Raw genomic sequence first — 25,080 nt, forward strand, 5'->3', positions numbered from 1 at the left:
CATGGGAATCTGCGATCAGCGTAGCGTCATCATCACCGGCGCCGGCGGCGGCCTGGGGCGGGCCTATGCCCTGGCCTTCGCCGCCGAGGGCGCTCGGGTCTGCGTCAACGACATCCAGCGAGAGGCGGCCGAGGCGGTGGCCGACGAGATCCGCGAGCAGGGCGGTGCGGCGATCGCCGCGGTCGACGATATCACCAGCCTGGCCGGGGCCGAGCGCATCGTCGCCGCCGCGGTGGAGGCCTTCGGCGACGTCCAGGTGCTGGTCAACAACGCTGGGGTGCTGCGCGACAAGATGTTCGTGGGCCTCGACGAGGCCGACTGGGATTTAGTCATGCAGGTGCACCTCAAGGGGCATTTCTGCCTGGCCAACGTGCTGGCGCGGCGCTGGCGGGAGCAGGCCAAGGCGGGTCAGAAGGTCGAGGCGCGCATCATTAACACCAGCTCCGGCGCAGGTTTGCAGGGCTCCATCGGCCAGGCCAACTACTCGGCGGCCAAAGGGGGCGTGGCGGCGCTGACCCTGGTTCAGGCCGCCGAGCTGGCGCGCTACGGGGTGACCGCCAACTCCCTGGCGCCGGCGGCCCGCACCGCCATGACCGAGAGCGCCATGCCCGAGGTGGTCAAGGCGCCCGATGACGGAGGCTTCGACGCCTGGGCCCCGGAGAACGTGGCGCCTCTGGTGGTGTGGCTGGGCAGCTGCGCGTCCGAGGGCGTGACCGGCCAGGTCTTCGAGAGCCAGGGCGGTCGCCTGTCGGTATGCGATGGCTGGCGCACCGGCCCCGAGGAGGATCGAGGCCGGCGGCTGACGCCCGAGGAGGCGGGAGAGACGATCCGTCGACTGATGGCCAGTGCCGAGCCAGTGCAGAAGGTATGGGGAAGCTGAGATGAGCGACGAGACCGGAAGCCGCTTCGACCCGCGGCGCCGTGAGCTACTCAAGGCCGGTGCCGGCCTGGGGCTGCTGGCCCTGGGCGGCGGGGTGAGCCTGGCCGGCGCCGCCAACGCGAGCCCGCGCTTGCCGCTACCGGAATATGAGCAGTGGGATGCGCTGGAGATCGCCCGGCGCATTCGCGTGGGCGATATCACCGCAAGCGAGGCGCTGGAGGCGTCGCTGGCCCGGGCCGAGGCGCGCCGGGCCATCAACGCCTTCGCCCTGACGCATCACGAGATGGCGAGGGAGGAGGCGCAGCGGCTGTCGGGTCTCGGGCAGGCCGAGCGAGAGCGCCTGGCCGAGCAGGCCCCGCTTGCCGGCGTGCCCTTTGCCCTGAAGGATCTCGGTGTCGCCCTCGAGGGGACCCGGACCACCAGCGGCTGCGCCTTCTTCCGGGATGCCGAGCCCGCCGAGCGAGACTCCACCCTGGTAGCGCGCTACCGGGCCGCCGGGCTCAATATCTTCGCCAAGACGACAACGCCGGAGTTCGGCCAGACCGCGACCACCGAGTCACGGCTCTATGGCGATACTCGAAACCCCTGGGATTTGTCGTTGAGTAGCGGCGGCTCCTCGGGGGGCGCCTCGGCAGCGGTGGCCGCAGGCATTCTGCCGGTAGCGCATGCCAGCGATGGCGGTGGCTCGATCCGCATTCCCGCCTCCGCCTGCGGCTTGTTCGGTCTCAAACCCAGCCGCGGCCGGGTGCCCATGGGGCCCGAGCACCTGGAGGGGTGGATGGGGCTGGCGTCGCATCACGTCATCAGCCGCACCGTGCGCGACAGCGCCTGGCTGCTGGCGCTGACCCAGGGGGCCGAGCCGGGCAGCCGCAGCGTGCCGCCTACGGACGACCCGCTGGCAGCGCTCGAGCGCGAGCCGCGCAGGCTGCGCATCGCCTTCCTGGAGCAGAACCCTTTCGGCCAGCCGGTTCACCCGGACTGCCAGGCCGCCGCCCGACGGGCGGCCGAGCTGTGTGAAGCACTGGGGCATCGGGTCGAGCCGGCGACGCTTGCGCTACCCATCGAACGCATCTTCTCCGGCATGGGAGTGGCCACCGGTACCGGCCTGCTGTACAGCGTGCGGCAGCGTGAGAAGGCGCTGGGGCGACAGGCCCGTGAGGCGGAATTCGAACCGATCAACTGGCGCACTCTGCAGCACGCGGGTGACTTCAGCGCTGTTCAGGTCTTCGAGGCGCGGGCCGCCTTCGACGAGGCCGGCCGCCAGGTGGATCTGCTTCTGGGAGAGTATGACATGATCCTGTCGCCGGTGACCGCCGCCCCGGCGCCGCCCCTCGGGGCGCTCTCCCTGGACCAGCCCTATGACGACTATGTCGCCGCAGCGATGCAGGCGTCGGCTTTCACGTCGATCTTCAATATGAGCGGTCACCCTGCCATGTCGGTGCCGCTTTACTGGCGCGAGAACGGTCAGCCGATCGGTACTCAGTTTGTCGGTCGCTATGCCGAGGAGGCGAGGCTGATCGGCCTGGCCGCAAGGCTGGAAGAGGCGGCTCCATGGCGCCAGCGCTGGCCGGAGCTGGTCGAGAACGCCTGACCAGCCGTCTTGCGTATCACCACAGGCCCCCGACCGGTCATCCCGGCGGGGGCCTTGCGCTTGGGGTGAGACGTCCGTTTTGACGATGCCGCCTCCCGGGCCGCCCCCTATAAGGGGAGGGGTGAATCCGACCGAGGTAGCCAACGTGACCCAAGTACCCGCCTATGTGCCCGGCCATCAGCTGCTGTCCGGGAAGTCCGTGCTCATTACCGCCGCCGCCGGCGCCGGCATCGGCTTTGCCGCCGCGCGCCGCTGCATCGAGGAGGGGTGCCGCGCGCTGATGATCTCCGATATCCATCCTCGACGCCTCGAGGAGGCCGTGGAGCGGCTCAAGGCCGAGACAGGCCTCGAGCGCATCTACGGCCAGCTCTGCAACGTCACCGTGGAGGCCGAGGTGCAGGCGCTGGTGGCCGCGGCCGAGGAGAGCCTGGAGGGCGTCGACGTGCTGATCAACAACGCTGGACTCGGCGGCCAGCGCCGCCTGGTGGATATGAGCGACGAGGAGTGGCAGTCGGTTCTCGACGTGACCCTAACCGGCACCTTCCGTATGACCCGTGCGATGCTGCCGCCCATGCAGGCCCGCGGGCGCGGAGTGATCGTCAACAACGCCTCGGTGCTCGGCTGGCGCGCCCAGAAGGAGCAGGCCCACTACGCCGCCGCCAAGGCGGGAGTCATGGCCCTGACCCGCTGCAGCGCCCTGGAGGCGGCTGAGCACGGGGTGCGCATCAACGCCGTTTCGCCCTCTATCGCCCTGCACGAGCACCTCAAGAAGAGCGCCAGCTCCGACCTGCTCGAGTCGCTCGCGTCCCGCGAGGCCTTCGGGCGCGCCGCCGAGGTGTGGGAGGTGGCCAACGTGATGATCTTCCTGGCCAGCGACTACGCCTCCTACATGGCTGGCGAGGTGGTATCGGTGAGTTCCCAGCGAGCCTGAGGAGGCCCCATGAGCATGACCTTCACGACCCCCGAGGCGCTGCTGGCCGCCGAGGGCCTCGAGCTTGGCGTGACCGACTGGATGACCATCGACCAGCCGCGTATCGACCGCTTCGCCGACGCCACCGATGACCACCAGTGGATCCACGTGGACCCGGAGCGAGCCGCCGAAGGTCCCTTCGGGCGCTGCATTGCCCACGGCTACCTGACCCTCTCCCTGGCCAACCGTTTCCTGCCCCACCTGATTGCCATCGATAACCTGGCCATGGGCGTCAATGTGGGCTGCGACCGGGTGCGCTTTCCGGCGCCGGTCCCGGTTGGTTCCCGCATCCGCGGGCGCGGCGAGATCCTGCGGGTGGAGCCCAAGGGTGAGGCCGTGCAGTCCACGGTGCGCATCACCATCGAGATCGAGGGCAGTGACCGCCCCGGCTGCGTGGTGGACACCATCAGCCGCTACACCTTTGCCAATCCGACCCCCGAGGAGCCGTCATGACCCCCCAAGATGCCGTAATCATCTCTACCGCCCGTACGCCGCTGACCAAGGCGTTTCGCGGCGCCTTCAACGACACCGAGGCGCCGGTGCTGGGTGGACATGTGGTGCGCGCCGTGTTGGAACGCGCCGGCGTTGAGGCCGAGGCCGTCCAGGACGTGGTCATGGGCGCCGCCGTTCAGCAGGGCACCCAGGCCTACAACATCGGGCGCCTCTGCGCCTACACCGCTGGCCTGCCGGAGAGCGTGCCGGGCATGGCCCTGGACCGCATGTGTGCCTCCGGGCTGATGAGCATCGCTACGGTGGCCAAGGGCATCATGGCCGGCGAGCTCTCGGTGGCGGTGGCCGGGGGCGTGGAGTCGATCTCGCTGACCCAGACCAAGCACAAGAACAGCTATCGCGCCCAGTCCGAGGCGGTCAAGGCGGTGGTGCCGGCGGCTTATATCCCGATGATAGAGACTGCCGAAGTGGTCGCCGAGCGCTATGGCATCTCCCGGGAGGCCCAGGATGCCTATGCGCTGCTGAGCCAGCAGCGTACCGCCACCGCGCAGCGTGAAGGTCGCTTCGATGCGGAGATCGTGCCGCTCGAGGCCGACCAGCTGCTCTTCGACAAGGAGCGCCAGCCGGCAGGCCATCGGCGCGTGACCGCCGATCGCGACGACTGCAACCGGCCCGATACTACCGCCGAGAGTCTGGCCGCCCTGGAGCCCGTCTGGAAGGGGGGCAGCTGGGTCGAACAGGGCAGGTGCGTGACTGCCGGTAACGCCTCACAGCTCTCCGATGGTGCCTCGGCTTCGCTGCTGATGAGTCGCGCCGAGGCGGAGCGCCGAGGCCTTGCGCCGCTGGGCACCTATCGGGGCTCGGTGGTGACCGGCTGCGCGCCCGAAGAGATGGGGATCGGCCCGGTGCAAGCCATTCCGGCGCTGCTCGATCGCTTCGGCCTGACGGTCAGCGACATCGGCCTGTGGGAGATCAACGAGGCCTTCGCCAGCCAGGTGGTCTACTGCCGCGACCGCCTCGGCATCCCCGATGAGCGGCTAAACGTGAACGGTGGCGCCATCGCCATCGGCCATCCCTTCGGCATGAGTGGGGCCCGCATGGTGGGCCATGCCCTGCTCGAGGCGCGGCGGCGCGGTGAGCGTTTCGCCGTAGTTGCCATGTGCATCGGTGGAGGCATGGGAGCGGCGGGTCTGTTCGAGATCGATTGAGGTAGCAACAGCCATTACCACGACGACAAGGCCCGCCAATGGCGGGCCTTGTCATGACGGCGCTGACTGTTCTGATCGCAGCGCCTGCTGTGATGGCAGGGCGCTGCGTGCGCGCCTGGCGCAGACGCTATATGGCGGCCGGGGCGGGGGTATAGCCGGGGCGCTGGAAGCGGATCCAGGGGAGCAGCAGGATGGCGGCCCCGAGGGGAACGGCGAAGGTCAGGAAGGCAATATGATAGCTGCCGCTCACGTCTCGCAGCAGGCCGGCCAGCACCGGCGAGACCAGGCTGAACAGCATCAGCAGCGGATTCATCATGCCCATGACGCGCCCGTAGTCGAGCAGCCCAAAGGTGCGCGCCAGCAGGGCGCCCCATACCGGGATCATGCCGCCACCACCGATGCCTACCATGATGCTGCCGATCTGCAGCATTCTGGGGCTGGGGTGCCCCAGGAAGCTGAGCATGCCCAGCACCACTAGACCCATCAGCAGCCCCAGCGCGACCCGCAGGTCCAGGCGATCCGCCAGAGCACCGAAGAGCAGCGTTCCTGGAATCGCCATGATGGCGACCAGCGACATCAGCTGGGCGGCTTGGCTGGCGCTGGCGCCCTGGTCGGTGGCGAAGGCGGCCAGGTTGCTGACCGTTGCCGTGAACACCGCAAAGAGGATGCCGACGCTCAGGGCGATCATCCAGAAATTTCGGTCGCCGAGCACGGAGCCATAGGAGTCGTAGCGGCGCGTGACCTTCGCTTCGGTGGCCGAAGCCCTCGGCGCGGGAGGCGTCTCGGGACGGTCCCGTGTCAGCAGCAGCACGACCGGCAGGCCGCTGAGGAGCACTACGCCAGCCAACAGGCGCAGGGCCAGTCGCCACTCGTGAAGCTCGATGAGCCATTGAATCAGCGGGGGAAAGCAGAAACCGCCGAAGGAGGTGCCGGCGCCAGCGATGCCCAGCGCCAGGCCGCGGCGACTGGAAAACCAGCGAGACAGCAGGGTCGAGGCCGCCAGCGGTCCCAGGATGGCATAGCCGATGGACATCAGCAGGGCATAGATGAGGGGAACCTGCCACATGGCGCCGCTGAAGGAGAGCAGTGTATACCCGAGGGCGATGGCAATGACTCCCGTGGCCATCAGCCACTTCAGAGAACCGCGGTCCATGGTGCGCCCGAGCCAGGGCGATAGCAGGCCGGCTGACAGCGTCATGACGGCAACGCCGAGCATCAGCAGGGTGCGGCTGGGCTGAAAGGCTTCGGCCAGCGGGAGAGTCACGACCCCATAGGCATAGAGCAGAGAGCCAATGCCGAGTGCCTGTATCCAGAAAGCGACGAAAACTTGTAGCCACGGGCTGTGTTTCTTCATTCAAATATAGCCTTTTGTTATATGCCTGGCTTTGATCCAAGAAGGGGCTGGATCGGGAGCAGGGCCCTAATATGCTCGGCGATGCAAGCGCAGCCAAAGCGTTTTGCTTCGATCCCGAATTTGGCTCCAGACTCGCCAAAGGTATGCGACACCGCATCGTCTGCAAGGACTATTCGCCCTCTCGAAGCCCTCCAATGATCTACATAATTGCCTCTTCAGGTAGGCTGGCGGTAACGGGCCGGTGAACACGCCTTCCGCGGAACCCTCTGGCCAGCGACATTAGGTGCCCACTTATCAATAGATGGGCACCTATTCATGACATCCCCAAGCAACTAGCATGAGATCCGCCGCCGTCGCTACACCCCGTCGTTCAAGGCCAAGATCGTCGCGGCCTGCCTGTAGGGCGACGCGTCGATTGCCCAGATCGCCTTGCAACACGGGCTGAATACCAACCTCGTCCAGACCTAAATCCGCAAGGCCAAGCGCCAGAGCCAACTACCGGCCGCGCCGGACTTCGTGCCCCTGCCGGTGCCGCCAGCAGCGGCCAATCTGCCAACGCCGCCCGCCGCCGTCAGTAACATCAGCATCTAGCTGCCCTCGTCGAGGGGCACCATTACCGTGCGTTGGCCGGTGAGTGAGGCCGTCCAGTGTGCCCACTGGCTGAAGGGGCTGCTGGGATGATCCGCATCGACGAGATCTGGCTGGCCACCGAGCCGCTGGATATGCGGGCCGGCCCGGATACCGCACCGGCTCGCGTAGTGAAGGTGTTCGGAGCGGCTCGTCCGCACTGCGCTTACTTGTTCGCCAACCGTCGCGGCAACCGTATGAAGGTGCTGATTCACGATGGGCTGGGTGTCTGGCTGTGCGCCCGGTGCCTGAACCAGGGCAAGTTCCACTGGGCAGGCAATTGGCACGGTGATCGCGTAGCGCTCTGCCCCGAGTAGGTGACGGCGTTAGTTCAGGGCTTGCCCTGGCAGCGGCTCGGCGCCGGCGGGGTGATCTCGGTGGTCTGATGCCTCAGGCTGGGAATGGCATAGCATCTCCCACCTCGATATTCGCGGATGCGCCAATCCCGCTGTCAGCGCCGGGCTAGCATACTCGGCGGATGACCATGCCGCCCGATCTGTCCCAGCTCACCCCCGATCAGCTCCGCCACCTGGCGGCAACGCTGATGTCGCAGGTGGAAGAAAAGGATAAGGCGCTCCGGCACAGCGAACAGGTCAACCAGAAGCTGACCTATGAACTGGCGTTGCTCAAACGCCACGCCTTCGGCAAGCGCAGCGAGCAGCTCAACGTCCTTCAGATCAGCCTGCTGGAGGAGGTGGTGGATGCCGACATCGCCGCCATCGAGGCCGAGCTGGAAGACCTGACGCTGACGTCTCCCGCACCGGCGGCGAAGAACGCCCCCAAGCGTGCCCCGCTACCCAAGGATCTGCTGCGCATCGAGATCCGCCATGACCCGGACAGCGAGCACTGCGCCTGTGGCTGCCAGCTGCGGCGGATCGGCGAGCAGATCAGCGAGAAGCTCGACTACACGCCGGGCGTGTTTCACGTCGAGCGCCATATTCGTGGCAAGTGGGTCTGCGACCAGTTCGAGACGCTGACCCAGGCCACGATGCCTGCCCAGATCATCGACAAGGGAATCCCCACCGCCGGCCTGTTGGCCCAGGTGCTGATCGCCAAGTATGCTGATCAACTGCCACTCTATCGTCAGGCACAGATCTTCGCCCGCGCCCGCGCCGGCGTGGCGATTCCGCGCTCCACCCTGGCCGAATGGGTCGGCATCTGCGGCGTGTGACTCCAACCGCTGATCGATGCCCTGCGTGACCTGCTGCTCAGCGAGCCGGTGCTGCATGCCGACGAGACCCCGGTGCCGATGCTGGCCCCGGGCAAGAAGACGCACTGTAATACTCAGGTTGTCCCTCGCTGAATCCGGGGCGCTTTGCCAGGCTGGCCCTGTGGCGATGGGCGGTGCTGAGTGCCAGCCCTTCGTTCGGCTCGAACTGCTGTTCCAGGAAGGTGTCAGGATTGATGACCTCGGCGCCGAAGCTGCCTTGGGTGTCGGCAGGGAAATCCTTCAGATTGAAGCTGACGATCTGCTGTGCTCCAGCGCGAATGGCAGCGGCCAGCACATGACGGTCCCAGGGTCGGGTAGCTCAAGCGCTGGTATCAGCATTTTAGCCCGGTGAGTTGGGCGTCCGGCACCGACAGATTCATTAGCTTGGCGGTTCGAGAAATCGCCTCTGCTAGTTTGGGATGCTGATGGAGAAAGTTACGCGCCTATTCGGTGTGTATCATCTCTGTCCAGCGCGCCGCATAGAGCGCCGTGGAGGCTAAGCGCATCAACAAATTCCACAATGGCGCGGGATACAGAGCATGAGTTGCACTTATTGCTTGAATTCATGTGCCCGACTCGTCGCGCAGCATTTTTCGGTGCTCCCTGAAGGCCCTTTCGAGGGTAGGCCCGCAGAATTCCTCCCCATCTACTCGGGCGCCTTCCTGGATAGTCGTGACGATCTCCGTGATTCTCTCATTGGTGGTGTCAGCCTCAATGTCGCTCATGTCTATGCCGTACAGCTAGTTTCGGGTCCCTTCCGCGCTGATCGGCCTGTAACGGCCCACGCAGAAACGTGTGACCACGCCGTCGCCCAACTCCTCATCCTCCCGGAAGTCGAGATTAAGACCAGTCATGTATATCTCGATCCACGACTCTGCTGCCTCAGCAGTGGGGTGTTCTCCATGCGCATAAATTGCGATGCCATTCTCCTCGCCGCAGTAATCGTCAAGACAGACCTCCCCACTGGAGGCATAGCGAACTGGCTGAGATGAGACCTCGAAGGCGTGAAAGCCGGTATGCGTTTCCTGATGCTGACTAGGGCCGACGTGCTCTCTTTCGATGACGAAAAACATAAGAGATATCCGAGTGTTGGTTTTGGTGAGAGATCGATTATATATTCCCTCATTTTCCCTGTCATTAGGGTGTTGTTATTGGGGTCGTGAATTTTCTTGGTTCACCTCCCATAAGGGGTGTAGCCCTCATTCGCTACTCGCTCAGCAGACTTAGCTCTAAGCGCAGCTGCTACTAGCCCCTGATACAGACTAGGGTTAGTGGATCGCAGGCCCTCGCTTAGTAAAAAATGTTGGCGACAAGCCACATAGCCAAGCCTTGTCTTTTGTCACATATAGCAACATCTTGACGCACTTTCTCGCGCTTTCTCGCACTTGATTGCACTCTATTCGCAGCGAGTCACTGATATGGCTCAGCACATTCACATTGAGCATCGCGTGAAAGATGCTTGCCTCAGACACCTGTGCGGGGGTTTCTGGCAAAGTGCTCAAGAGGCCTGGGTACAGACAGTGCTGATCTTATTTCCCTGAATTTAGGGTTTGATGGTCCATTAGAAGCTTGTTTAGGGGGCTAAGCGCATCATAACCAAAGTTATGTTGCATTTAGCTGCTGGTATGGTTGGAATGGCTGGTGGGCTGGACATCAGTGCTCTGCAGCAGGGCACGGTAGTGCGCTAGGACAACCTACAATGTAGGCAACTGAACCGTGCTGGGATTCTCGGAGGCTCCAAACTTTGAGAGGGCGGAGCCATGAACACTTCCAAACGATATGGCGGATTCAATCGGTCGTCGCAACATCTCGATATTGGAGGTGTTGCATGGGACGATCACGCGACTGGAGCGCTGAACAGACGGGGCGGGCACCGATGCGTTCGCCTGGCCAGCCAGGCATCAACCAGCGGCATGCGAAGTGCGCCTTCTGGAAGCCGTTGAGTTCGCTACCCTGGAGTGAAGTGGTCCCCGAAATTCGGACCAGACGCTAAGCTCTGATCAGGACGACCAGGAGACCCTGATCATGAGCAAAAAACGTCGGCAGTACAGCAGCGAGTTCAAGGCAAAGGTGGCCTTCGCCGCGCTGAAGGGCGACGAGACCACCTCGGTACTGGCGGCTCGCTTCGGGGTGCACCCGTCTATGGTGAGTCAGTGGAAGCGCTAGCTGCTGGACAACGCCGCCGGACTCTTCGAGGGCAGCAGCGGCGAGGCTGCCCAGAAGAGCCAGGATGAGATTGATACCCTCTACCGCGAGATCGGCAAGCTGACGGTGGAGCGCGATTTTTTATCACGCAGGCTCGAGCGTTGAGCCGGGCGCGACGCCTGGCTATGATCGAGCCGTCATCCTCCGCCATCCTCCGCCACCCCGAGCCTGAGACGGCAATGTCAGTTACTGGGCATCAGCCGCTCGTCGCTGTACTGCTAGCAGCGCGAGTGGCTGGCCGAGGATCTGGTGCTGATGCGCCTGATCGATTAGCAGCACCTGCTGACGCCGGTCTACAGTTCACTCCGGATGACCGTCCATCTCAACCGACTCGACCACCGGGTCAACCGCAAGCGAGTCCGCCGCTTGATGCGACAGATGGGGCTTCAGGCCGTCTAGCCAAGGCCATGGACCAGCCTGCCGGGCAAGGGGCACCGAATCTACCCTTACCGGCTACGCGGCCTGACGATCGACCGGCCGAATCAGGTGTGGGCCACTGACATCAGCTACATTCCGCTGGCCCGAGGGTTCATGTACCTGTAGCCGATCGGCAACATGCCGCCGGCCGGGCGAGAAGCGCTGTATTATGAGCAACAGCGTCAGGCCAAGAAGGCGGCCTGACTCAAACCAATGGGTCTCCGAGAAAACCGGTACGGTTCACTTTCTTAGAGCTGTCTCAGGGCGCTCTCCAGGCCACGAAGGTCAATCGAAGTCACAACATCGCTAGGGAAGGGAGAGTTTGGCGGATCAGCGGTGATGCCGATGAAGCGAGTACCATTGGAGCGGGCGGCACGATAGTCGTTGTAGGAGTCGCCGATCATAACGGTATCGCGGGCGGCGTGTTGGTGTCGTGCCAACAGGTTGCGCAGGCCGGTGACCTTGTCCGGGGGCGAGCCAACCACCTCCAGGAAGTAAGGAGTCAGTTCACGTCGTTCGGCGATCGCTCGGAGTTCGTGCTCAGGTGTGGCCGAGAGCAGGTATAGCGGTAGCCGACCCTGCCAGCGTTCCAGAAACTCCAGCGCGCCGGGAATCGCCGGTGCCTTGAGCAGTCGTTTCTCAACGCTGGCCTTGAACCGGTCGCAGAGCTCTCGGATACGCCCCTCGCCGGCCTCTCGGCCGAGGATTTGCGCCTCGATGTGGCGAAACTTTACCTCACGCGGCTGGCCGCCTCGACGGCTGAGATAGGCTACTACCGAACGATGCTGTTCCTCGGGCTCGTCTCGATAGATGTCGGCGAAGGCCTGACGCTTGAGCGTGGCCGAGTCGAGCACCACGCCGTCGAAATCGAAGACCAGCGCATAGCCGGATGTCGTGATATCGTCACTCAAGCCCCTTTCCTCCAGAACGTCGCCGATGACTTCGGTTGGCCGTATCCAGAACGGCAGCGCGGCCCATCGGGCCGCGCTGTCAACTGCTGATGGACAGGCAGGTTCAGTGTCGCTGGAAGCGACCCACTAGCCAACCCTTCAGCGGGGTATTGCCCAACAGCACCAGCACGATCACCGAGGTCAGCACCAGCGACAGCGGGTTGGTGATCAGAGCGAGCAGAAAGTCACCGGCGCGATCGCCCACCGAGGACATGGCCTGGCGGTAGGACTCATCGAGCAGGGGGCCGAGAATCACGCCGAGGATAATCGGGCCCATCTGGAAGCCGAACACCTTCAGCCAGTAGCCCAGGATGCCGAAGCCTAGCATCCAGTACACTTCCATCATGCTGCTGTTGAGCGAGTAGGTGCCGACCACGCAGAGCACCAGAATCAAGGGAATCAGGATAGCCTTGGGGATCTCGACCACCTTGGAAAAGATCTTGATGCCGGTTAGGCCGAACACCAGCAGGAAGATGTTGGCCAGTGCCAGGTTGCCCACCGTGAACCAGAAGATGTGCGGTGTCTCGATCATCAGCATCGGGCCTGGGTTGAGGCCATGGATGACCAGGGCACCGAGGATCACCGCGGTCACCGCGTCGCCGGGCATCCCCAGGGTCAGCATGGGCACATAGGCGCCGCCCACCGCCGCATTATTGGCGGTCTCCGGGGCGACCAGGCCCTCGTAGGCGCCCTCGCCGAACGGGGCGGTGGGGTTCTTGACAGTGCGCTTGGCATGGTCATAGGCGAACAGCGAGGCGATATCACCGCCGGTGCCGGGCAGGGCACCGACGACCACGCCGATGATGGACGTGCGGATCGACAGCGGCAGGAACTTCAGCACCATGCTGAGCGGTGGAATGATCTTGTCGACCTTCTGCTTGACCGGCACCTTGGCCATATTGTGCAGCTGGTAGAAGGCCTCGGCTACGCCGAACAGACCGATCATTACCACCACGTAATGGATGCCACCGAGCAACTCCATGCTGCCCAGGGTCAGGCGTGGCTGGGCGGTGACCATGTCCATGCCGACCAGGCCGATGGTGGCGCCCAGCGCCACCGAGAAGATGCCTCGCGCCAGCGACTTGCCGGAGAGCGAGCTGACCAGCAGCAGCCCCATGACGGCGATCAGAAAGTAGTCGCGGGGGGCGAACTGCAGCGCCAGGTCGGAGAGGTAGGGGGCGGTGCCGGCCAGGACGGCCACGCCGATCAAGCCACCGATCACCGACATCACGGTGCTCAGGCCGATGGCGCGCCCGGCCTCGCCGCGCTGGGCCAAGGGGTAGCCGTCGAAGGCGGTGACCACCGCCGAGGGGGCGCCGGGAATGTTAAGCAGGATGGCCGTCCGCGAGCCGCCGTAGACACCGCCTACGTAGATGCCGACCATCAGGGCCAGGGCGTTGTTGATATCCCAGGCGAAAGTGAAGGAGATCAGGATCGACACGGCCATGGTCACGGACAGGCCAGGAATCGCGCCGATATAGATGCCGGCCAGCACGCCCAGGGCGGTCAGGCCGAGCAGGCCCGGATCCATCCAGGCCATGAGCAGAAAGGAAAACGTATCACTCATCGGGAGCCTCGAGGATCAGGGGAGGTAAACACGGAAGACCATGGTGAACAGCACGTAGATCACCGCGATGGCCAGGGAGGTGATGATCAGCGAGCTGATGATTTTGCCCTGGCGGAAGTAGATGAACATGGCCGCCAGGAAGACAAAGGTGCTGATATAAAAGCTCGCCCAGATGATGGCGGCCAGGTAGATCACCGAGACGATCGAGAACACCACGATGTGGGGTTTAAAGTGGTCATAGAGGAATACCTGGAATTCGTGCAAGGCACTGCGGATGCGGGGATCACGCCGCTTGCGTCGGTGGCTGACAACAATTGTCAGTGACGTTGCCAGCATGATCAGTGCCAGGCCGATTGGAAACGAACCCGCGGAATTGAGGCGCAGTGCACCATCGATTCGATAGGCTTCGATGATGACGCCGATGCTGAACAGCAGCAGCAGCCAGTCGAAGACCTTCTCGCCGGCCTGGACCCTTTCAAATTGCTTGCTCATGACAAGACTCCAAGGGATGAAGGGCAACGCGCCCTTCATCCCCTGCTGCGGTGAATGGGTTTACGGGCGCGGGATGCCAAGCTCTTCGGGTGACACCTTGATCGTTTCCGCTTCGGCATCGTACATGGCCCAGGCGGTCACGGATTGCCAGTTGTCCAGGTACTGCTGGGCCTCATCGCCGCGCAGGTTCAGGGTGGCGCCGCCGAAGTTCTGCAGGAACTCCTGGAAACCGTCACTGGCCACGGCCTCCGCGTAGGCATCCTCGAGGGTGGTCTTGATCTCGTCAGGCGTGTCCTGATGGACTAAGACGGCCCAGAAGGGGCCCCAAGGCAGGAACGCCTCTATGTCGGGAAGCGCTTCGGTGATCGGCGGCACGCCAGGCAGTTCCTCGAGCTCCTCGTCGGTCAGTACGGCCAGGCCCTTGAGCCGGCCGCCACGGATCTGCTCGGCCACGGCGGAAAGGCTCAGCGGCATGAAGTCGATGTGCTCGCCCAGCAGGGCGGTGACCCCGGGGCCGTCGCCGCCGAAGGTAACGGTGCGAACGTCGAGCTCGTCCACGGCATTGATCATGGCGTGGATGGTGCTGGGCAAACCGCCGGCACCGGTACCGCCCATGCGCAGTTCGTCCGGGTTCTCCTTGGCGTACTCGAGCAGCTCGGCGAAGGTGTCGAAGGGGCTGTCCGGGTGAGCAGCGATCACCACCAGGCCCTGGCCGATGATGTTGACGGTATGCATGTCGTCATAGGTGAAGTCGGCGAGGCCCATCAGCGGGTAGAGCTGCGGGTTCTCTGCGCCGAACAGGATGTTGTAGCCATCCGGACGCTGGCGCATCACATGGTTCATGCCGATCACCCCGGTGCCGCCCGGGCGGTTGGTCAGCACGATGGTGGTGCCGAGGACGTCCTCGACGTGGGGCGTCAGGCTGCGCACCACGTTGTCGGTAGCGCCACCGGTACCCCACTGAATGGTGCCTTGGATGTTGCGTGTAGGGTAGTCGGCCAGCGCACTGCCGGCGAGTGCCAGGGAGCCGGTGGCAACGGCGACTACAGTGAGAAGCGGTTTGAACATGTGAAATCCTCCGGGGGTTATTGTGTTGTATGCCTAGCCAGTTGATCGGGTCACGGCGGGGTTCTTGGGCTCTTGTTCGCTTGTCGAACTCAAGTGCTGTGGGCGAACACTAGAACTCGCTTCCATTTGTGTCAATGCCCATCTGTCTATCTTCGACGAAGGTTGAATGGCGAGCGGTGTTTCCGTGCCAGGGGTCACGCGAGATGGCACGAACCGCCCCGCTTTCCAGTCCCTGCTTCTATAGTAGTCGTTGATTGGCCGGGGTTGGTGGAGGCCTGCTACTTACTTGGAATGAGACTATCGTGCATATTGCGAACTAAAGAACGCTATGCGAACATTAAAACTGAGTTCTATTTTCAGTCGGATCGGGTGACGCCGTTCCTGATGACAAGCGAGGCTGCCATCGCCATCCGGCGAGAGGGGCCGGGAGAGGATGAGGATGCGTGCCATAGCGACCGTCTGCCTGAGCGGTGACCTGAGAACCAAGCTGGAGGCCATCGCCCGCGCCGGTTTCGACGGCGTGGAGATTTTCGAGAACGACCTGCTCTCCTTCGATGGCTCCCCCGAGGAGGTGAGGGCCCTGTGCGAGCGCCTGGGCCTGGTCATCGTGGCCTTTCAGCCGTTTCGCGATTTCGAGGCCATGCCCGAGCCCCAGCGCAGCCGCAACCTCAAGCGTGCCGAGCGCAAGTTCGACCTCATGGAGCAATTGGGCACCGATTTCCTGCTGGTGTGCAGCAACGTCTCGCCCCAGACCATCGACGATATGGACCGCGTTGTGGCGGACCTGCGCGAGCTGGCCGAGCGGGCGGCACGGCGCAATATCCGCGTGGGCTTCGAGGCGCTGGCCTGGGGGCGGCATATCTCCGACTACCGAGATGCCTGGGAAGCGGTGCGCCGCGCCGATCATCCCAACCTCGGCGTGGTGCTCGACAGCTTCCATATCCTCTCTCGGGGGCATGATCTCTCTGCCATCGGCAAGATCCCCAGGGAGAAGATCTTCTTCGTCCAGGTGGCCGATGCCCCGCTGCTGGAGATGGATATCCTGCAGTGGAGCCGTCACTTCCGCTGCTTCCCCGGACAGGGACGCTTGCCGCTCAAGCCGTTCATGGAGGCGCTGGCCAGGAGCGGTTATGACGGGCCGCTGTCCCTGGAGATCTTCAGCGACGCCTTCCGTGCCGCCCCCACCGAGATCACCGCCCTGGACGGGCTGCGCTCGCTGATCTGGCTCGAGAACCTGCTGCCTCAGGGGCGCTGGGCCGACGAGATCCCTCCGGCGCCGCACTACAGTGGCATTCACTTCATCGAGTTCACCCTGGACGAGGAGAGCGCCGCTCCCCTGGGCGAGTTCATCGAGGCGCTGGGCTTTCGCCACGTGGGGCGCCATCGCTCCAAGAGCGTCGAGCTCTGGAAGCAGGGTGAGATCCATCTGGTGCTCAACTTCGAGACCGACAGCTTCGCCCACACCTTCCGGCTGCTGCACGGCACCTCGGTGTGCGCCGTGGGCTTCCGGGTCGATGACGTCGAGCGCGCCCTGGCGCGAGCCAAGGCCTTCAAGTCGCCGACCTTCCGCGGCCAGGTGGGCGAGGGCGAGATGGAGATCCCCGCCCTGCGCGGCATCGAAGGCAGCCTGGTCTATCTGGTGGACGATGCGGCCGCCGATGATCTCCAGTGGCAGACCGACTTCGAACTGTTCGATCAGGACAGCCGCAACGAGGCGGGACTGGCGTGCATCGACCATCTCTCCTACGTGCTGCCGGCGACCCAGCTGCTGGGCTGGCAGCTGTTCCACCGCACCGTCTTCGGCTTCAATGCCGAAACGGAGAACGAGATCATCGACCCGCGGGGCATGCTGGTGAGTCAGGCGGTGGTCAGCCCCGACCGCAGCATCCGCCTGCCGCTGACGGTCTCCCAGGCTCAGGACACCCAGCCGGGGCGCTTCCTTAGCGAGTTCCGCGGAGGCGTGCAGCAGATCGCCTTCGAGAGTCACGACATCTTCGCCACCGTCGACGAGATTCAGGCCCGAGGCCTGCCGCTGCTGAAGATCCCGCAGAATTACTATCACGACCTGGAGGCCCGCTTCGGCCTCGACGAGGCGCTTCTGGAGGCGATGCGCAAGCGCAATATCCTCTTCGACCGCAATGAGGAAGGGGACTTCTTCCACGCCTACACCGAGACCTTCTCGGGGCGCTTCTTCTTCGAGATCGTCGAGCGGCGGGGCGGGTACCAGCAGTTTGGCGCGGCCAATGCGGGCATCCGCCTGGCGGCCCAGGCTGCCCAGCGCTGAAAGGCGGCCCACAACAATGATAGGAAGGTGGCATGGCGCCGCCTTCGCTAGGGAGGATAGCTATGAAACTCGGTCTCATCGGCAAGGCCATCATGAACTCCAGCTCGCCCGATCTGCATGTGCGGCTCGGCGAGCTCACCGGCATCCCGGCCACCTATGACCTCTTCGATGCCAACGAGCTACCCATCGCCTCGCTGGAGGAACAGGTGCGCAAGGTGATCGCCGAGGGCTATCGGGGCGTCAATGTCACCTATCCCTGGAAGGAGGCCGCCGTGACGCTGGCCACCCGCCCCTCGGAGGGCGCGCGGATGGTGGGAGCGGCCAACACCCTGGTATTCGAGGGTGGCGAGATAGTCGCCGAGAACACCGACTTCACCGGCTTCATGAGCGGTTTTCGGGCCACCCTAGGCGAACGTCAGCCGGGCCGAGTGCTGCTGATCGGCACCGGGGGCGTGGGCAAGGCGGTGGCCTTTGGGTTGGGCAAGCTCGGCGCCTCGGAGGTGATCCTGTTGGATCTCGACCCGGCCAAGTCGCGTCAGCTGGCCGGGGAGCTCGAGGCCCAGGGCTTCGCCGCTTCCATCATCACGGCCGAGCAGCTCGCCGAGACGGTGCCGGGTTGCGACGGCCTGGTCAACTGCACCCCCATCGGCCACGAGAAGAGCCCCGGCTGCCCGCTACCCAAGGAGCTGATTGGAGCCCACCACTGGATCTTCGATGCGGTCTATGTGCCGCCAGTTACCGAGTTCGTGGCTGCCGCCAAGGCCGCCGGCGCAGCGGTGGTAAGCGGCGTCAGCCTATTCGTCTTCCAGGGCGTCGACGCCTTCAAGCTGTTCTGCGAGGATGAGGCCAAGCGTGCCGCTGCCGAAGAGCAGGCCGAAACCCTGTTCGTCCACTACAAGCGGGAACTGCTGAAGGAGACAGGCGCATGAGCCAGGGCAAGGTGCTGGTGCTGCATGGGCCCAATCTCAACCTGTTGGGCACCCGCCAGCCAGAGATTTATGGCTACGAGACCCTGGGCGACGTCAACAACGCCCTGCGCGAAACGGCGGTGCTGGCCGGCTGGGACATCCACTGCCAGCAGAGCAACCACGAGGGCGAGCTGATCGACGCCATCCATGCCGCGCGCCTCGACGGCACCGTGGCGATCATAATCAACCCCGCGGCCTACACCCATACCTCGGTGGCGATCCTCGATGCCCTGAACGCCTTCGAGGGCAAGGTCTTCGAGGTGCACATCTCCAACGTGCACCAGCGCGAGAGCTTTCGCCACCACTCCTATGTCTCGCTGCGCGCCGACGGGGTGATTGCCGGGCTCGGTACCCAGGGCTACCAGGCGGCGCTGCACGCCGTGATCCAGGCCGGCGACGGATAATCCCGAGCTTCTTGGTCCTACCTACATGACAACACCAGCGGCACGGCCGCTGGTGTTGTCGTTACAGCGGCAATTTAGCGATCAGGGGCGCGGAATGCCCAGCGTTTCCGGCGAGACCTTGGCCGAGCCGGCATCCTCCATGGCCCATGAGGTCACCGACTGCCAGCGACTCAGGAAATCCTGGGCCTCCTCGCCCTGCAGGTTGAGCGATGTGGCCCCGTTACGGTCCAGGAAGGCCTGGAAGTCTTCGTGAGCAATGGCCTCGGCGTAGGCGCTCTCTAGAGTGGCCTTGATCGTGTCCGGCGTGTCCTGGCGGACATAGGCACCCCAGAAGGGCCCCCAGGGTAGGAAGCTTTCCATCTCCGGGAGGAAGTCGGTGATCGGAGGCGCATCTGGAAGTTGCTCGACGGACTCATCGCTCAGCACCGTGAGAACCTTGAGGTTGCCGGCTCGGATCTGCTCCTGGGCGGAGGCCAGCGCCATTGGCATGAAGTCGAGGTGGTTGCCGAGCATTGCCGTGATGGCAGGGCCGTCGCCACCGAAGGTCACCGAGCGCACATCCAGTTCGTCCACGGCGTTGATCATCGCCAGCACCGTGCTGGGCAGGCCGCCGGCACCGGCGTCACCCATGCGTAGTTGTCCTGGGTTAGCACTGGCCTCGGCGAGCAGGTCGCCGAAGTCGTTCCAAGCCTTCCCGGCCGGCGCCACGATCAGCACGATACCCTGGCCGATCAGGCTGACGGGATGGAGGTCGCCGTAGTCGAAGTCGGCCAGTTCCAGAATCGGGTAGAGCTGAGCGTTCTCGGCTCCGTACAGCAGCGAGTAGCCGTTGGCCGGTCGAGTGCGCACGACATTGGTGCCGATGACACCGGTGCCTCCGGGGCGATTGTTGATGACGATGTCGGTACCCAGGACCTCCTCCACGTGGGGTGTCAGACTTCTGGCCATGTTGTCGGTGGAGCCGCCCGCGCCCCAGGGCACCACGGCATCGATGCGCCGCTCCGGATAGTCGGCCAGAGCCGGCACCGACAGTGCCAGGGCCGTCATGGAAAGGGTCAGGACTGAGATCAGCGTCTTTAGAGTCTGAGAGTTTGTCATTGTCATTGCTCACTTTGTTGGGTTGATGGGGGAGTGTTCAGGCGTCCTTGTCTTCCAGCAGGAACTCGACCATCAGTTCCTTCACAGCAGCGAACATATCGACGCCGAGCACGGTCTGGCAGCCCTTGTTGCGTGCGGCTGAGATCCAGTCGGTGACCTCCGGGGCGGTGATGACGTCGCCGACCCAGGTGTCGGCGTTCAGTCCCGCCGGGTCGAGGGGCAGCGGGTCGCTCTCGCCCATGCCACAGGGCGTTGCATTGATCGCCAGCGTGAAGCCGGCAGGGTCGCGGCTCCCGGCGACGACCTCGGTCGTCTCCAGGGAAGCCAGGCGATCTATGAGGGCGTCGCGGCGAGCAGCGTCCTCGTCATGGATGGCCAGCCGGGCTACGCCGGCCCGAACCAGCGCCTCGGCGATGGCAGAGCCCGCACCCCCGGCCCCCGCCACCAGAGCCTGCCCACCGCTTGGCTCGAAGCCCTTCTGGCGCAGGGCCGCCACGTAGGCGAGCCCGTCCACGTGATCGCCATGCCAATGTCCGTCGGCATCCCGGCGCATCACGTTCACCGCCCCCAGGAAGTCGGCCCGTTCAGTGGCGCTAGTGCAGTGGCCGTGGGCGGAAAACTTGTGGGGCACGGTGACGATTAGACCGTCCAGGTTGCGCGCCAGGGAGGCACCGCGGATGAAGTCACCAAGGTTGTCGGGGGCGATTTGCAGCGGCGCCAGCAGGGCGTTGTGGCCGCGATGCTGGAAGGCCTGGGTCACGCCCATGGGGGATTTCACTTGGGCGATGGGGTCACCGAGGATCAGGTAGAGGCGCGTGGCGCCGTCGAGTCGTTCGATCATGACAAGCCTCTGGAGAAGTGATTTGCTTGGAGCGTAGTAGAACATATTTTAAAAATAGAATAGTATTCAACTAATGGCTATTGTTCTGTAGTGGTCAGTCTTCGCTATGCTCTCCACAGGGCGGCCCGGACATGGCACTCTATGGGCCTCGACGGTTATCGGAAGGAAGACGCCCATGGCTGGTGTAATGGAAAGAACACTGGGAATCCTGGAACTGCTGGCGTGCGAGGCCGAGGGGCTGCCGCTAGCGGAGATCGCCGAACGGCTCGGCATGCCACGCAGCGCGGCGCATCGCCTGCTGACCGACCTGGCCCGCTACGGCTATGTGCGCCAGGTGCGTGACCAGGGGGACTACATGCTGACCACCAAGCTGGTCTCACTGGGGCTCGGCTTCCTCGGCGAGATGGGCATCCTCGACGCCGCCCAGCCGCTGCTCGACCGCCTGGCGGAGCGCAGCGGCGAGCTGGTGCGACTGGCGGTGGTCGACGGCCGCCGCCTGACCTGGGTGGCCAAGGCCCAGGGGGCCACTCGTGGGCTGCGATACGACCCGGACATGGGCGCCGTGGCCAAGCTCTCCTGCAGCTCCTCGGGACTCGCCTGGCTCGCTACCCTGAGCGACGAGGCGGCCCTGGAACTGGTCGCGGAGCAGGGATTCGGCAATGTCGAGGAGTACGGCCCCAATGCGCCGACCACGGTTGCCTCCTTGCTGGAGGCACTGCGCGAGACGCGCACGCGGGGCTTCAGCCTCACCGTGGAGACCTTCGCCCCGGGCATGAACGCCATTGCCGCGCCGGTGCGACGCGGCGACCAGGCTGCCCTCGGTACTCTCAGTATCGCAGGCCCCAGCATCCGCTTCACCAAGGAGCGCATGCTGGCGCTGGGCGATGAGCTGCTCAACGTGGCCGATGAACTAGCCGCCTCCACCTCGGCCTCCAGCCTGTTGCGGGCCGGCCGTCCCTCCACCGCCTCGCAGCTGTAGCGAGGCCAAGCATTGTCAGAGAAGGACCATCGATGACCTCAAAGCCCTCACCTTCTGCCGCCCGCGATCTGGAGTGCGATCTGCTGGTGATTGGCTCGGGGGCCGGGGGCCTCGCCACGGCCGTCACCGCTGCCTATCTCGGGCTTGAAGTGATCGTCGCCGAGAAGGCCCCTGTGCTCGGCGGCACTACCGCCTGGTCAGGCGGCTGGATGTGGATCCCCCGTAATCCCCTGGCCCGCGAGGCGGGTATCGATGAGTCCCCGGAGGCGCCGCGGGCCTACCTGCGCGAAGAGTTGGGGGAGGGCTACGAGCCGGCACGGGTCGAGATGTTCCTTGACCAGGGGCCAGCCATGGTCGACTTCTTCCGTCGCCACACAGCGCTGGATTTCGTCGATGGCAACAAGATGGCAGACTTCCACGGCCACCGGCCCCATGCCTCCACCGGTGGCCGCTCAGTGTGTGCCGCGCCCTTCGATGGCCGGCGCCTGGGCCGCGCGATCCGCCTGCTGCGCCCGCCGCTGGATCTGCATTCCCTGTGGGGCATGGGCATTGCTGGCGGCGCCGATCTGGGGCACTTCCTCAAGGCGATGCGCTCGTTCGACTCCTTCATCCATGTCAGCCGCCGTCTGGCACGCCACTTCCTCGATCTGGTGATTTACCGACGTGGCATGCAGCTGGTCAACGGCAATGCCCTGGTCGCTGGGCTCTTGAAGAGTGCCCTGGACCTTGGGGTGACGCTGCTGCCGTCGAGCCCCGCCCATCGCCTGCTGCAGAAGAGCGAGCGGGTCACCGGTGCCGTGCTCGATACGCCGAGTGGTGCGCGATGCGTACGGGCCCGATGCGGGGTGGTGCTGGCGGCTGGGGGATTCCCCCACGACACCCGCCGCCATCTGGCGCTGCTCCCCCATGTGGCCGCGGGCACGCCGCACCGCTCGGCGGCGCCACTCACCAACACCGGTGATGGCCTGCGCCTGGCCGAAGCGCTGGGTGCACAAGTCCGGGGGTTCGATTTTTCCAATGCGGCCTGGGCGCCAGTGTCGCTAGTGCCACGCCGCGACGGCAGCGTCGGGCGTTTCCCGCACCTGATCGACCGTGCCAAACCGGGGCTGATCGCGGTGACCCGCGATGGTCGGCGCTTCGTCAACGAGGCCGGCTCCTATCACGACCTCATGCGGGCGCTGTTCGCCGCCGTGCCGCAGGGCGAGACGGTGGAGGCCTGGCTGGTCTGCGACCACCGGTTCCAGCGCCGCTATGGCCTGGGCATGTCGCGGCCGGCGCCGCTGCCGCTCTTGCCCTGGCAGCGCAACGGCTACCTCAGGAGTGCCACGACCCCGGAGGTACTGGCTGAGGCCTGCGGCATCGATCCCGCGGGCCTTGCAGCGACGCTTGCGAACTATAACCACCATGCTGAGCATGGCGAAGATCCCGCGTTTGGCCGCGGGGATACTCCCTATCAACGAGGCATGGGCGATCCGGATCATGCGCCCAATCCCTGTGTGGCGCCCATCACCCATGGCCCCTTCCATGCGGTGAAGGTGGTGCCAGGCAGTCTCGGCACCTTCGCCGGCCTGGCGGCAGACGAGCACGGTCGTGCCCTGGATGGCGATAGGGTACCGATACTCGGCCTCTATGCCGCCGGCAATGACATGGCCAGCGTGATGGCCGGCCGCTACCCCAGCGGCGGCATCACCCTGGGGCCGGCCATGACCTTCGGCTATGTGACCGCCCACCATGCCGCCGGGGTCGCGCTCGGGACCGCCGGGACGTCGTCCTTATGCTCGTCGGTTGGCGAGCCATAAGTGGGCTAGAAAAGGAGCTTTGCCATGGCACGCGACTACTCGCTGTCGCACCTCACCACCGAGGGGCTGCGCCCGCCGGAGATGCTCGAGGTGGCGGCCCGCACCGGCTATCGGTATGCGGGTATCCGCCTGCTACCTGCCGCGCCGGGGGGCTTGGCTTTCCCGTTGATGGAAGATACCGCCCTGCAGCGCGACACCCGGGCGGCCATGTCCGCGACCGGTGTCGGCATCTTCGACTTGGAGATGGTCCGGCTGGATGCTCGCTTCCGGGCCGAGGAGTATCTGACCTTCTTCGAGGTAGGGGCCGAACTCGGTGCCCGGGTGATCCTGGTGGCCGCCGACGACCCGGAGCCCGGCCGTTTGGTCGCCTCCTATGTGGCCTTGTGCGAGGCGGCACGCCCTTTCGGACTGGCCTGTGATCTTGAGTTCATGCCCTGGACCCGGGTCCCCGATCTCGCTACGGCACAGCACGTCGTCGCACAGGCCGGGCAGCCCAACGGCGGCATCATCGTCGATGCCCTGCACTTCGACCGCTCTGGTGGGCGGCCCGAGCAGCTCGCCGAGCTGCCGCGCGACTGGCTGCACTATGCCCAGATCTGCGATGGCCCGGCGGAGCGTCCGACCGAAGAGGCCGAGCTGATTCGGGCCGCCCGTACCGAGCGCTGGCTGCCCGGCGAGGGAGGCATTGACCTGGCCGGCTTCTGGCGTCAGCTGCCTGATGACCTGCCGGTCAGTGTCGAGGTGCCGAACCAGCGGCGCATCGCCGAACTTGGTCACGAACGCTGGGCCCGGGAGGCCCTGCTGGCCAGCCGGCTCCTGCTCGAGAGCCTGGAACCCTGACCCCCTGACCCCCTGACCCCCTGACCCCCTGACCCCCTGACCCCCTGACCCCATAGAAGAAGGAGAGAACGTATGCGAGTCCTGATCACCGGCGCGAGCCGCGGTATCGGCGCGGGCATCGCCCGCAAGCTGGCAAGTGACGCCCTGGCCAGGGGTGAGACCCCGCATCTGGCGCTGACCGCCAGCCGCGAGAGCGACGCCCTCACCGCTATCGTGGACGAGCTCGAGCGTGAGGGGGCCCGGGCCACCGCGCTGGTCGGCGACATGGCCGACCCGGCGAGTCCGGCCCGGCTGGTGGAGGAGGCACAAGTCTGCTGCGGTGGCCTGGATGGTGTGGTGTCCAATGTCGGCATCATGGCCCCCGGGCGTCTGGCCGAGCTGGACGAGGCCGATTGGGACCGGCTATTCGACGTCAACGTACGGGGTACCTGGCTGCTTGCCAAGGCGGCCTATCCGGCGCTCAAGATGAGCCATGGCAGTCTGGTCACCATCGCCTCGATGGTGGGTGTCCAGCCTCATCCGGGTAGCGGCGCCTACTCCAGCAGCAAGGCCGCGGTCATCATGCTTACCCAGCAACTGGCCCAGGAGTGGGCGGCGGACGGCATCCGGGTCAACAGTATCTCGCCGGGCATGATCCACACCGCTGCCACCGACAGGCTCTACCGGCATCCCGAGGTGGTCGCGAAGCGTGAGCAGGTGATTCCCATCCATGAGATCGGCCAACCGGCGCACATCGCGGGCGTTACCGCCTTCCTGCTCAGCGACAGTGCCGCCTATATGACTGGCCAGAACCTCCTGGCCGACGGCGGCTTCGCCGGCTCCATCATGGGCCATATTCCCGGCCTGCCGCCCCAGGGCTAGCCGTGCGCCCATCCCCA

Annotated in this window: 24 protein-coding genes and 1 pseudogene; 16 read left to right on the forward strand and 9 right to left on the reverse strand. The window is 64.9% G+C overall.

Features of this window, described 5'->3' with window-relative positions:
• Position 1: 1 nt before the first annotated feature.
• The 5 genes from ACM26W_RS00345 (at position 2) to ACM26W_RS00365 (ending at position 5,099) form a co-directional block, all read left to right on the forward strand.
• Positions 2-880, forward strand: a complete 879-nt coding sequence (locus ACM26W_RS00345) for an SDR family oxidoreductase (RefSeq protein ID WP_416138897.1) — start codon at positions 2-4, stop codon at positions 878-880.
• Position 881: 1 nt separating this feature from the next.
• A complete protein-coding gene (locus tag ACM26W_RS00350; protein WP_416138898.1) occupies positions 882-2,471 on the forward strand; it encodes an amidase in 1,590 nt (529 codons plus the stop codon).
• Positions 2,472-2,616: 145 nt separating this feature from the next.
• The gene (locus ACM26W_RS00355; protein WP_416138899.1) at positions 2,617-3,402 is read left to right on the forward strand and encodes an SDR family oxidoreductase; all 786 of its coding nucleotides are present in this window, start codon (positions 2,617-2,619) and stop codon (positions 3,400-3,402) included.
• Positions 3,403-3,411: 9 nt separating this feature from the next.
• Positions 3,412-3,894, forward strand: coding sequence for a MaoC family dehydratase (locus tag ACM26W_RS00360; RefSeq protein WP_416138900.1), 483 nt, complete (start codon positions 3,412-3,414; stop codon positions 3,892-3,894).
• The gene (locus ACM26W_RS00365) at positions 3,891-5,099 is read left to right on the forward strand and encodes a thiolase family protein (protein ID WP_416138901.1); all 1,209 of its coding nucleotides are present in this window, start codon (positions 3,891-3,893) and stop codon (positions 5,097-5,099) included. The genes ACM26W_RS00360 and ACM26W_RS00365 overlap by 4 nt, the downstream gene beginning before the upstream one ends.
• 127 nt (positions 5,100-5,226) lie before the next feature.
• Here the strand turns inward: ACM26W_RS00365 and ACM26W_RS00370 are convergent, their stop codons facing one another.
• Entirely contained in the window at positions 5,227-6,453 is a 1,227-nt protein-coding gene (locus ACM26W_RS00370; protein WP_416138902.1) for an MFS transporter, read from the reverse strand.
• 677 nt (positions 6,454-7,130) lie between these two features.
• Between ACM26W_RS00370 and tnpB the strand changes: the two genes are divergently transcribed.
• Together tnpB and ACM26W_RS00380 are read left to right on the forward strand one after the other, a co-directional pair.
• Positions 7,131-7,397, forward strand: a complete 267-nt coding sequence (tnpB, locus tag ACM26W_RS00375; protein WP_416138903.1) for an IS66 family insertion sequence element accessory protein TnpB — start codon at positions 7,131-7,133, stop codon at positions 7,395-7,397.
• A gap of 161 nt (positions 7,398-7,558) precedes the next feature.
• Positions 7,559-8,356: pseudogene (locus tag ACM26W_RS00380) on the forward strand (IS66 family transposase); the annotation flags it as partial.
• Here ACM26W_RS00380 and ACM26W_RS00385 read toward each other — a convergent pair.
• Positions 8,289-8,585, reverse strand: a complete 297-nt coding sequence (locus ACM26W_RS00385; RefSeq protein WP_416140940.1) for a hypothetical protein — start codon at positions 8,583-8,585, stop codon at positions 8,289-8,291. The pseudogene ACM26W_RS00380 and the gene ACM26W_RS00385 overlap by 68 nt on opposite strands.
• A 445-nt stretch (positions 8,586-9,030) precedes the next feature.
• Positions 9,031-9,363, reverse strand: coding sequence for a hypothetical protein (locus ACM26W_RS00390; protein ID WP_416138904.1), 333 nt, complete (start codon positions 9,361-9,363; stop codon positions 9,031-9,033).
• 952 nt (positions 9,364-10,315) lie between these two features.
• Here ACM26W_RS00390 and ACM26W_RS00395 point away from each other — a divergent pair.
• Entirely contained in the window at positions 10,316-10,456 is a 141-nt protein-coding gene (locus ACM26W_RS00395; protein ID WP_416138905.1) for a transposase, read from the forward strand.
• Positions 10,457-10,777: 321 nt separating this feature from the next.
• A complete protein-coding gene (locus ACM26W_RS00400; protein ID WP_416140936.1) occupies positions 10,778-10,894 on the forward strand; it encodes an IS3 family transposase in 117 nt (38 codons plus the stop codon).
• A 266-nt stretch (positions 10,895-11,160) separates the two neighbouring features.
• Here ACM26W_RS00400 and ACM26W_RS00405 read toward each other — a convergent pair whose 3' ends face one another.
• The 4 genes from ACM26W_RS00405 to ACM26W_RS00420 all read right to left on the reverse strand — a co-directional run bounded on the left by ACM26W_RS00405 (position 11,161) and on the right by ACM26W_RS00420 (position 14,989).
• Positions 11,161-11,823 (reverse strand): HAD family hydrolase, encoded by a 663-nt coding sequence (locus tag ACM26W_RS00405; protein WP_416138907.1) that lies wholly within the window; start codon positions 11,821-11,823, stop codon positions 11,161-11,163.
• A gap of 103 nt (positions 11,824-11,926) precedes the next feature.
• Positions 11,927-13,429, reverse strand: coding sequence for a tripartite tricarboxylate transporter permease (locus ACM26W_RS00410; RefSeq protein WP_416138908.1), 1,503 nt, complete (start codon positions 13,427-13,429; stop codon positions 11,927-11,929).
• 15 nt (positions 13,430-13,444) lie between these two features.
• A complete protein-coding gene (locus tag ACM26W_RS00415; protein WP_416138910.1) occupies positions 13,445-13,921 on the reverse strand; it encodes a tripartite tricarboxylate transporter TctB family protein in 477 nt (158 codons plus the stop codon).
• A 60-nt stretch (positions 13,922-13,981) separates the two neighbouring features.
• Entirely contained in the window at positions 13,982-14,989 is a 1,008-nt protein-coding gene (locus ACM26W_RS00420) for a Bug family tripartite tricarboxylate transporter substrate binding protein (RefSeq protein ID WP_416138911.1), read from the reverse strand.
• A gap of 439 nt (positions 14,990-15,428) precedes the next feature.
• Here ACM26W_RS00420 and ACM26W_RS00425 point away from each other — a divergent pair, with 439 nt between their 5' ends.
• The 3 genes from ACM26W_RS00425 to aroQ all read left to right on the forward strand — a co-directional run bounded on the left by ACM26W_RS00425 (position 15,429) and on the right by aroQ (position 18,645).
• Positions 15,429-17,273 carry a bifunctional sugar phosphate isomerase/epimerase/4-hydroxyphenylpyruvate dioxygenase family protein gene (locus tag ACM26W_RS00425; protein ID WP_416138912.1) on the forward strand — a complete coding sequence of 615 codons (1,845 nt, stop codon included), beginning with the start codon at positions 15,429-15,431 and terminating at the stop codon, positions 17,271-17,273.
• 62 nt (positions 17,274-17,335) lie between these two features.
• Positions 17,336-18,202, forward strand: a complete 867-nt coding sequence (locus ACM26W_RS00430; protein WP_416138913.1) for a shikimate dehydrogenase family protein — start codon at positions 17,336-17,338, stop codon at positions 18,200-18,202.
• Complete coding sequence (aroQ, locus tag ACM26W_RS00435) at positions 18,199-18,645, forward strand: type II 3-dehydroquinate dehydratase (protein WP_416138914.1); 447 nt, start codon at positions 18,199-18,201, stop codon at positions 18,643-18,645. The genes ACM26W_RS00430 and aroQ overlap by 4 nt, the downstream gene beginning before the upstream one ends.
• 81 nt (positions 18,646-18,726) lie before the next feature.
• On the opposite strand, the gene ACM26W_RS00440 is transcribed toward aroQ, so the two are convergent.
• Positions 18,727-19,743: a tripartite tricarboxylate transporter substrate binding protein gene (locus ACM26W_RS00440; protein ID WP_416138915.1), complete on the reverse strand. Its 1,017-nt coding sequence runs from the start codon at positions 19,741-19,743 to the stop codon at positions 18,727-18,729.
• Between the two features lie 37 nt (positions 19,744-19,780).
• Positions 19,781-20,584, reverse strand: a complete 804-nt coding sequence (locus ACM26W_RS00445) for a shikimate dehydrogenase family protein (protein ID WP_416138916.1) — start codon at positions 20,582-20,584, stop codon at positions 19,781-19,783.
• A gap of 187 nt (positions 20,585-20,771) precedes the next feature.
• Here ACM26W_RS00445 and ACM26W_RS00450 point away from each other — a divergent pair, with 187 nt between their 5' ends.
• The 4 genes from ACM26W_RS00450 (at position 20,772) to ACM26W_RS00465 (ending at position 25,063) form a co-directional block, all read left to right on the forward strand.
• Positions 20,772-21,563, forward strand: a complete 792-nt coding sequence (locus ACM26W_RS00450) for an IclR family transcriptional regulator (protein WP_416138917.1) — start codon at positions 20,772-20,774, stop codon at positions 21,561-21,563.
• A gap of 32 nt (positions 21,564-21,595) precedes the next feature.
• Positions 21,596-23,362, forward strand: a complete 1,767-nt coding sequence (locus ACM26W_RS00455; RefSeq protein WP_416138918.1) for an FAD-dependent oxidoreductase — start codon at positions 21,596-21,598, stop codon at positions 23,360-23,362.
• Positions 23,363-23,386: 24 nt separating this feature from the next.
• Positions 23,387-24,202, forward strand: coding sequence for a sugar phosphate isomerase/epimerase family protein (locus tag ACM26W_RS00460; protein ID WP_416138920.1), 816 nt, complete (start codon positions 23,387-23,389; stop codon positions 24,200-24,202).
• Positions 24,203-24,274: 72 nt separating this feature from the next.
• Positions 24,275-25,063 carry an SDR family NAD(P)-dependent oxidoreductase gene (locus ACM26W_RS00465; RefSeq protein WP_416138921.1) on the forward strand — a complete coding sequence of 263 codons (789 nt, stop codon included), beginning with the start codon at positions 24,275-24,277 and terminating at the stop codon, positions 25,061-25,063.
• Positions 25,064-25,080 lie beyond the last annotated feature (17 nt).

The organism is Halomonas sp. HK25, assembly GCF_047795635.1.
Lineage (GTDB): Bacteria > Pseudomonadota > Gammaproteobacteria > Pseudomonadales > Halomonadaceae > Halomonas.

Excerpts from the sequence above, each read along its gene's own strand:
- ACM26W_RS00345 (WP_416138897.1), top strand. The coding sequence starts at position 2 with ATGGGAATCTGCGATCAGCGTAGCGTCATCATCACCGGCGCCGGCGGC.
- ACM26W_RS00350 (WP_416138898.1), top strand. The coding sequence starts at position 882 with ATGAGCGACGAGACCGGAAGCCGCTTCGACCCGCGGCGCCGTGAGCTA.
- ACM26W_RS00360 (WP_416138900.1), top strand. The coding sequence starts at position 3,412 with ATGAGCATGACCTTCACGACCCCCGAGGCGCTGCTGGCCGCCGAGGGC.
- ACM26W_RS00365 (WP_416138901.1), top strand. The coding sequence starts at position 3,891 with ATGACCCCCCAAGATGCCGTAATCATCTCTACCGCCCGTACGCCGCTG.
- ACM26W_RS00370 (WP_416138902.1), bottom strand. The coding sequence starts at position 6,453 with ATGAAGAAACACAGCCCGTGGCTACAAGTTTTCGTCGCTTTCTGGATA.
- tnpB (WP_416138903.1), top strand. The coding sequence starts at position 7,131 with ATGATCCGCATCGACGAGATCTGGCTGGCCACCGAGCCGCTGGATATG.
- ACM26W_RS00390 (WP_416138904.1), bottom strand. The coding sequence starts at position 9,363 with ATGTTTTTCGTCATCGAAAGAGAGCACGTCGGCCCTAGTCAGCATCAG.
- ACM26W_RS00395 (WP_416138905.1), top strand. The coding sequence starts at position 10,316 with ATGAGCAAAAAACGTCGGCAGTACAGCAGCGAGTTCAAGGCAAAGGTG.
- ACM26W_RS00410 (WP_416138908.1), bottom strand. The coding sequence starts at position 13,429 with ATGAGTGATACGTTTTCCTTTCTGCTCATGGCCTGGATGGATCCGGGC.
- ACM26W_RS00415 (WP_416138910.1), bottom strand. The coding sequence starts at position 13,921 with ATGAGCAAGCAATTTGAAAGGGTCCAGGCCGGCGAGAAGGTCTTCGAC.
- ACM26W_RS00420 (WP_416138911.1), bottom strand. The coding sequence starts at position 14,989 with ATGTTCAAACCGCTTCTCACTGTAGTCGCCGTTGCCACCGGCTCCCTG.
- ACM26W_RS00425 (WP_416138912.1), top strand. The coding sequence starts at position 15,429 with ATGCGTGCCATAGCGACCGTCTGCCTGAGCGGTGACCTGAGAACCAAG.
- ACM26W_RS00430 (WP_416138913.1), top strand. The coding sequence starts at position 17,336 with ATGAAACTCGGTCTCATCGGCAAGGCCATCATGAACTCCAGCTCGCCC.
- aroQ (WP_416138914.1), top strand. The coding sequence starts at position 18,199 with ATGAGCCAGGGCAAGGTGCTGGTGCTGCATGGGCCCAATCTCAACCTG.
- ACM26W_RS00440 (WP_416138915.1), bottom strand. The coding sequence starts at position 19,743 with ATGACAAACTCTCAGACTCTAAAGACGCTGATCTCAGTCCTGACCCTT.
- ACM26W_RS00445 (WP_416138916.1), bottom strand. The coding sequence starts at position 20,584 with ATGATCGAACGACTCGACGGCGCCACGCGCCTCTACCTGATCCTCGGT.
- ACM26W_RS00450 (WP_416138917.1), top strand. The coding sequence starts at position 20,772 with ATGGAAAGAACACTGGGAATCCTGGAACTGCTGGCGTGCGAGGCCGAG.
- ACM26W_RS00455 (WP_416138918.1), top strand. The coding sequence starts at position 21,596 with ATGACCTCAAAGCCCTCACCTTCTGCCGCCCGCGATCTGGAGTGCGAT.
- ACM26W_RS00460 (WP_416138920.1), top strand. The coding sequence starts at position 23,387 with ATGGCACGCGACTACTCGCTGTCGCACCTCACCACCGAGGGGCTGCGC.
- ACM26W_RS00465 (WP_416138921.1), top strand. The coding sequence starts at position 24,275 with ATGCGAGTCCTGATCACCGGCGCGAGCCGCGGTATCGGCGCGGGCATC.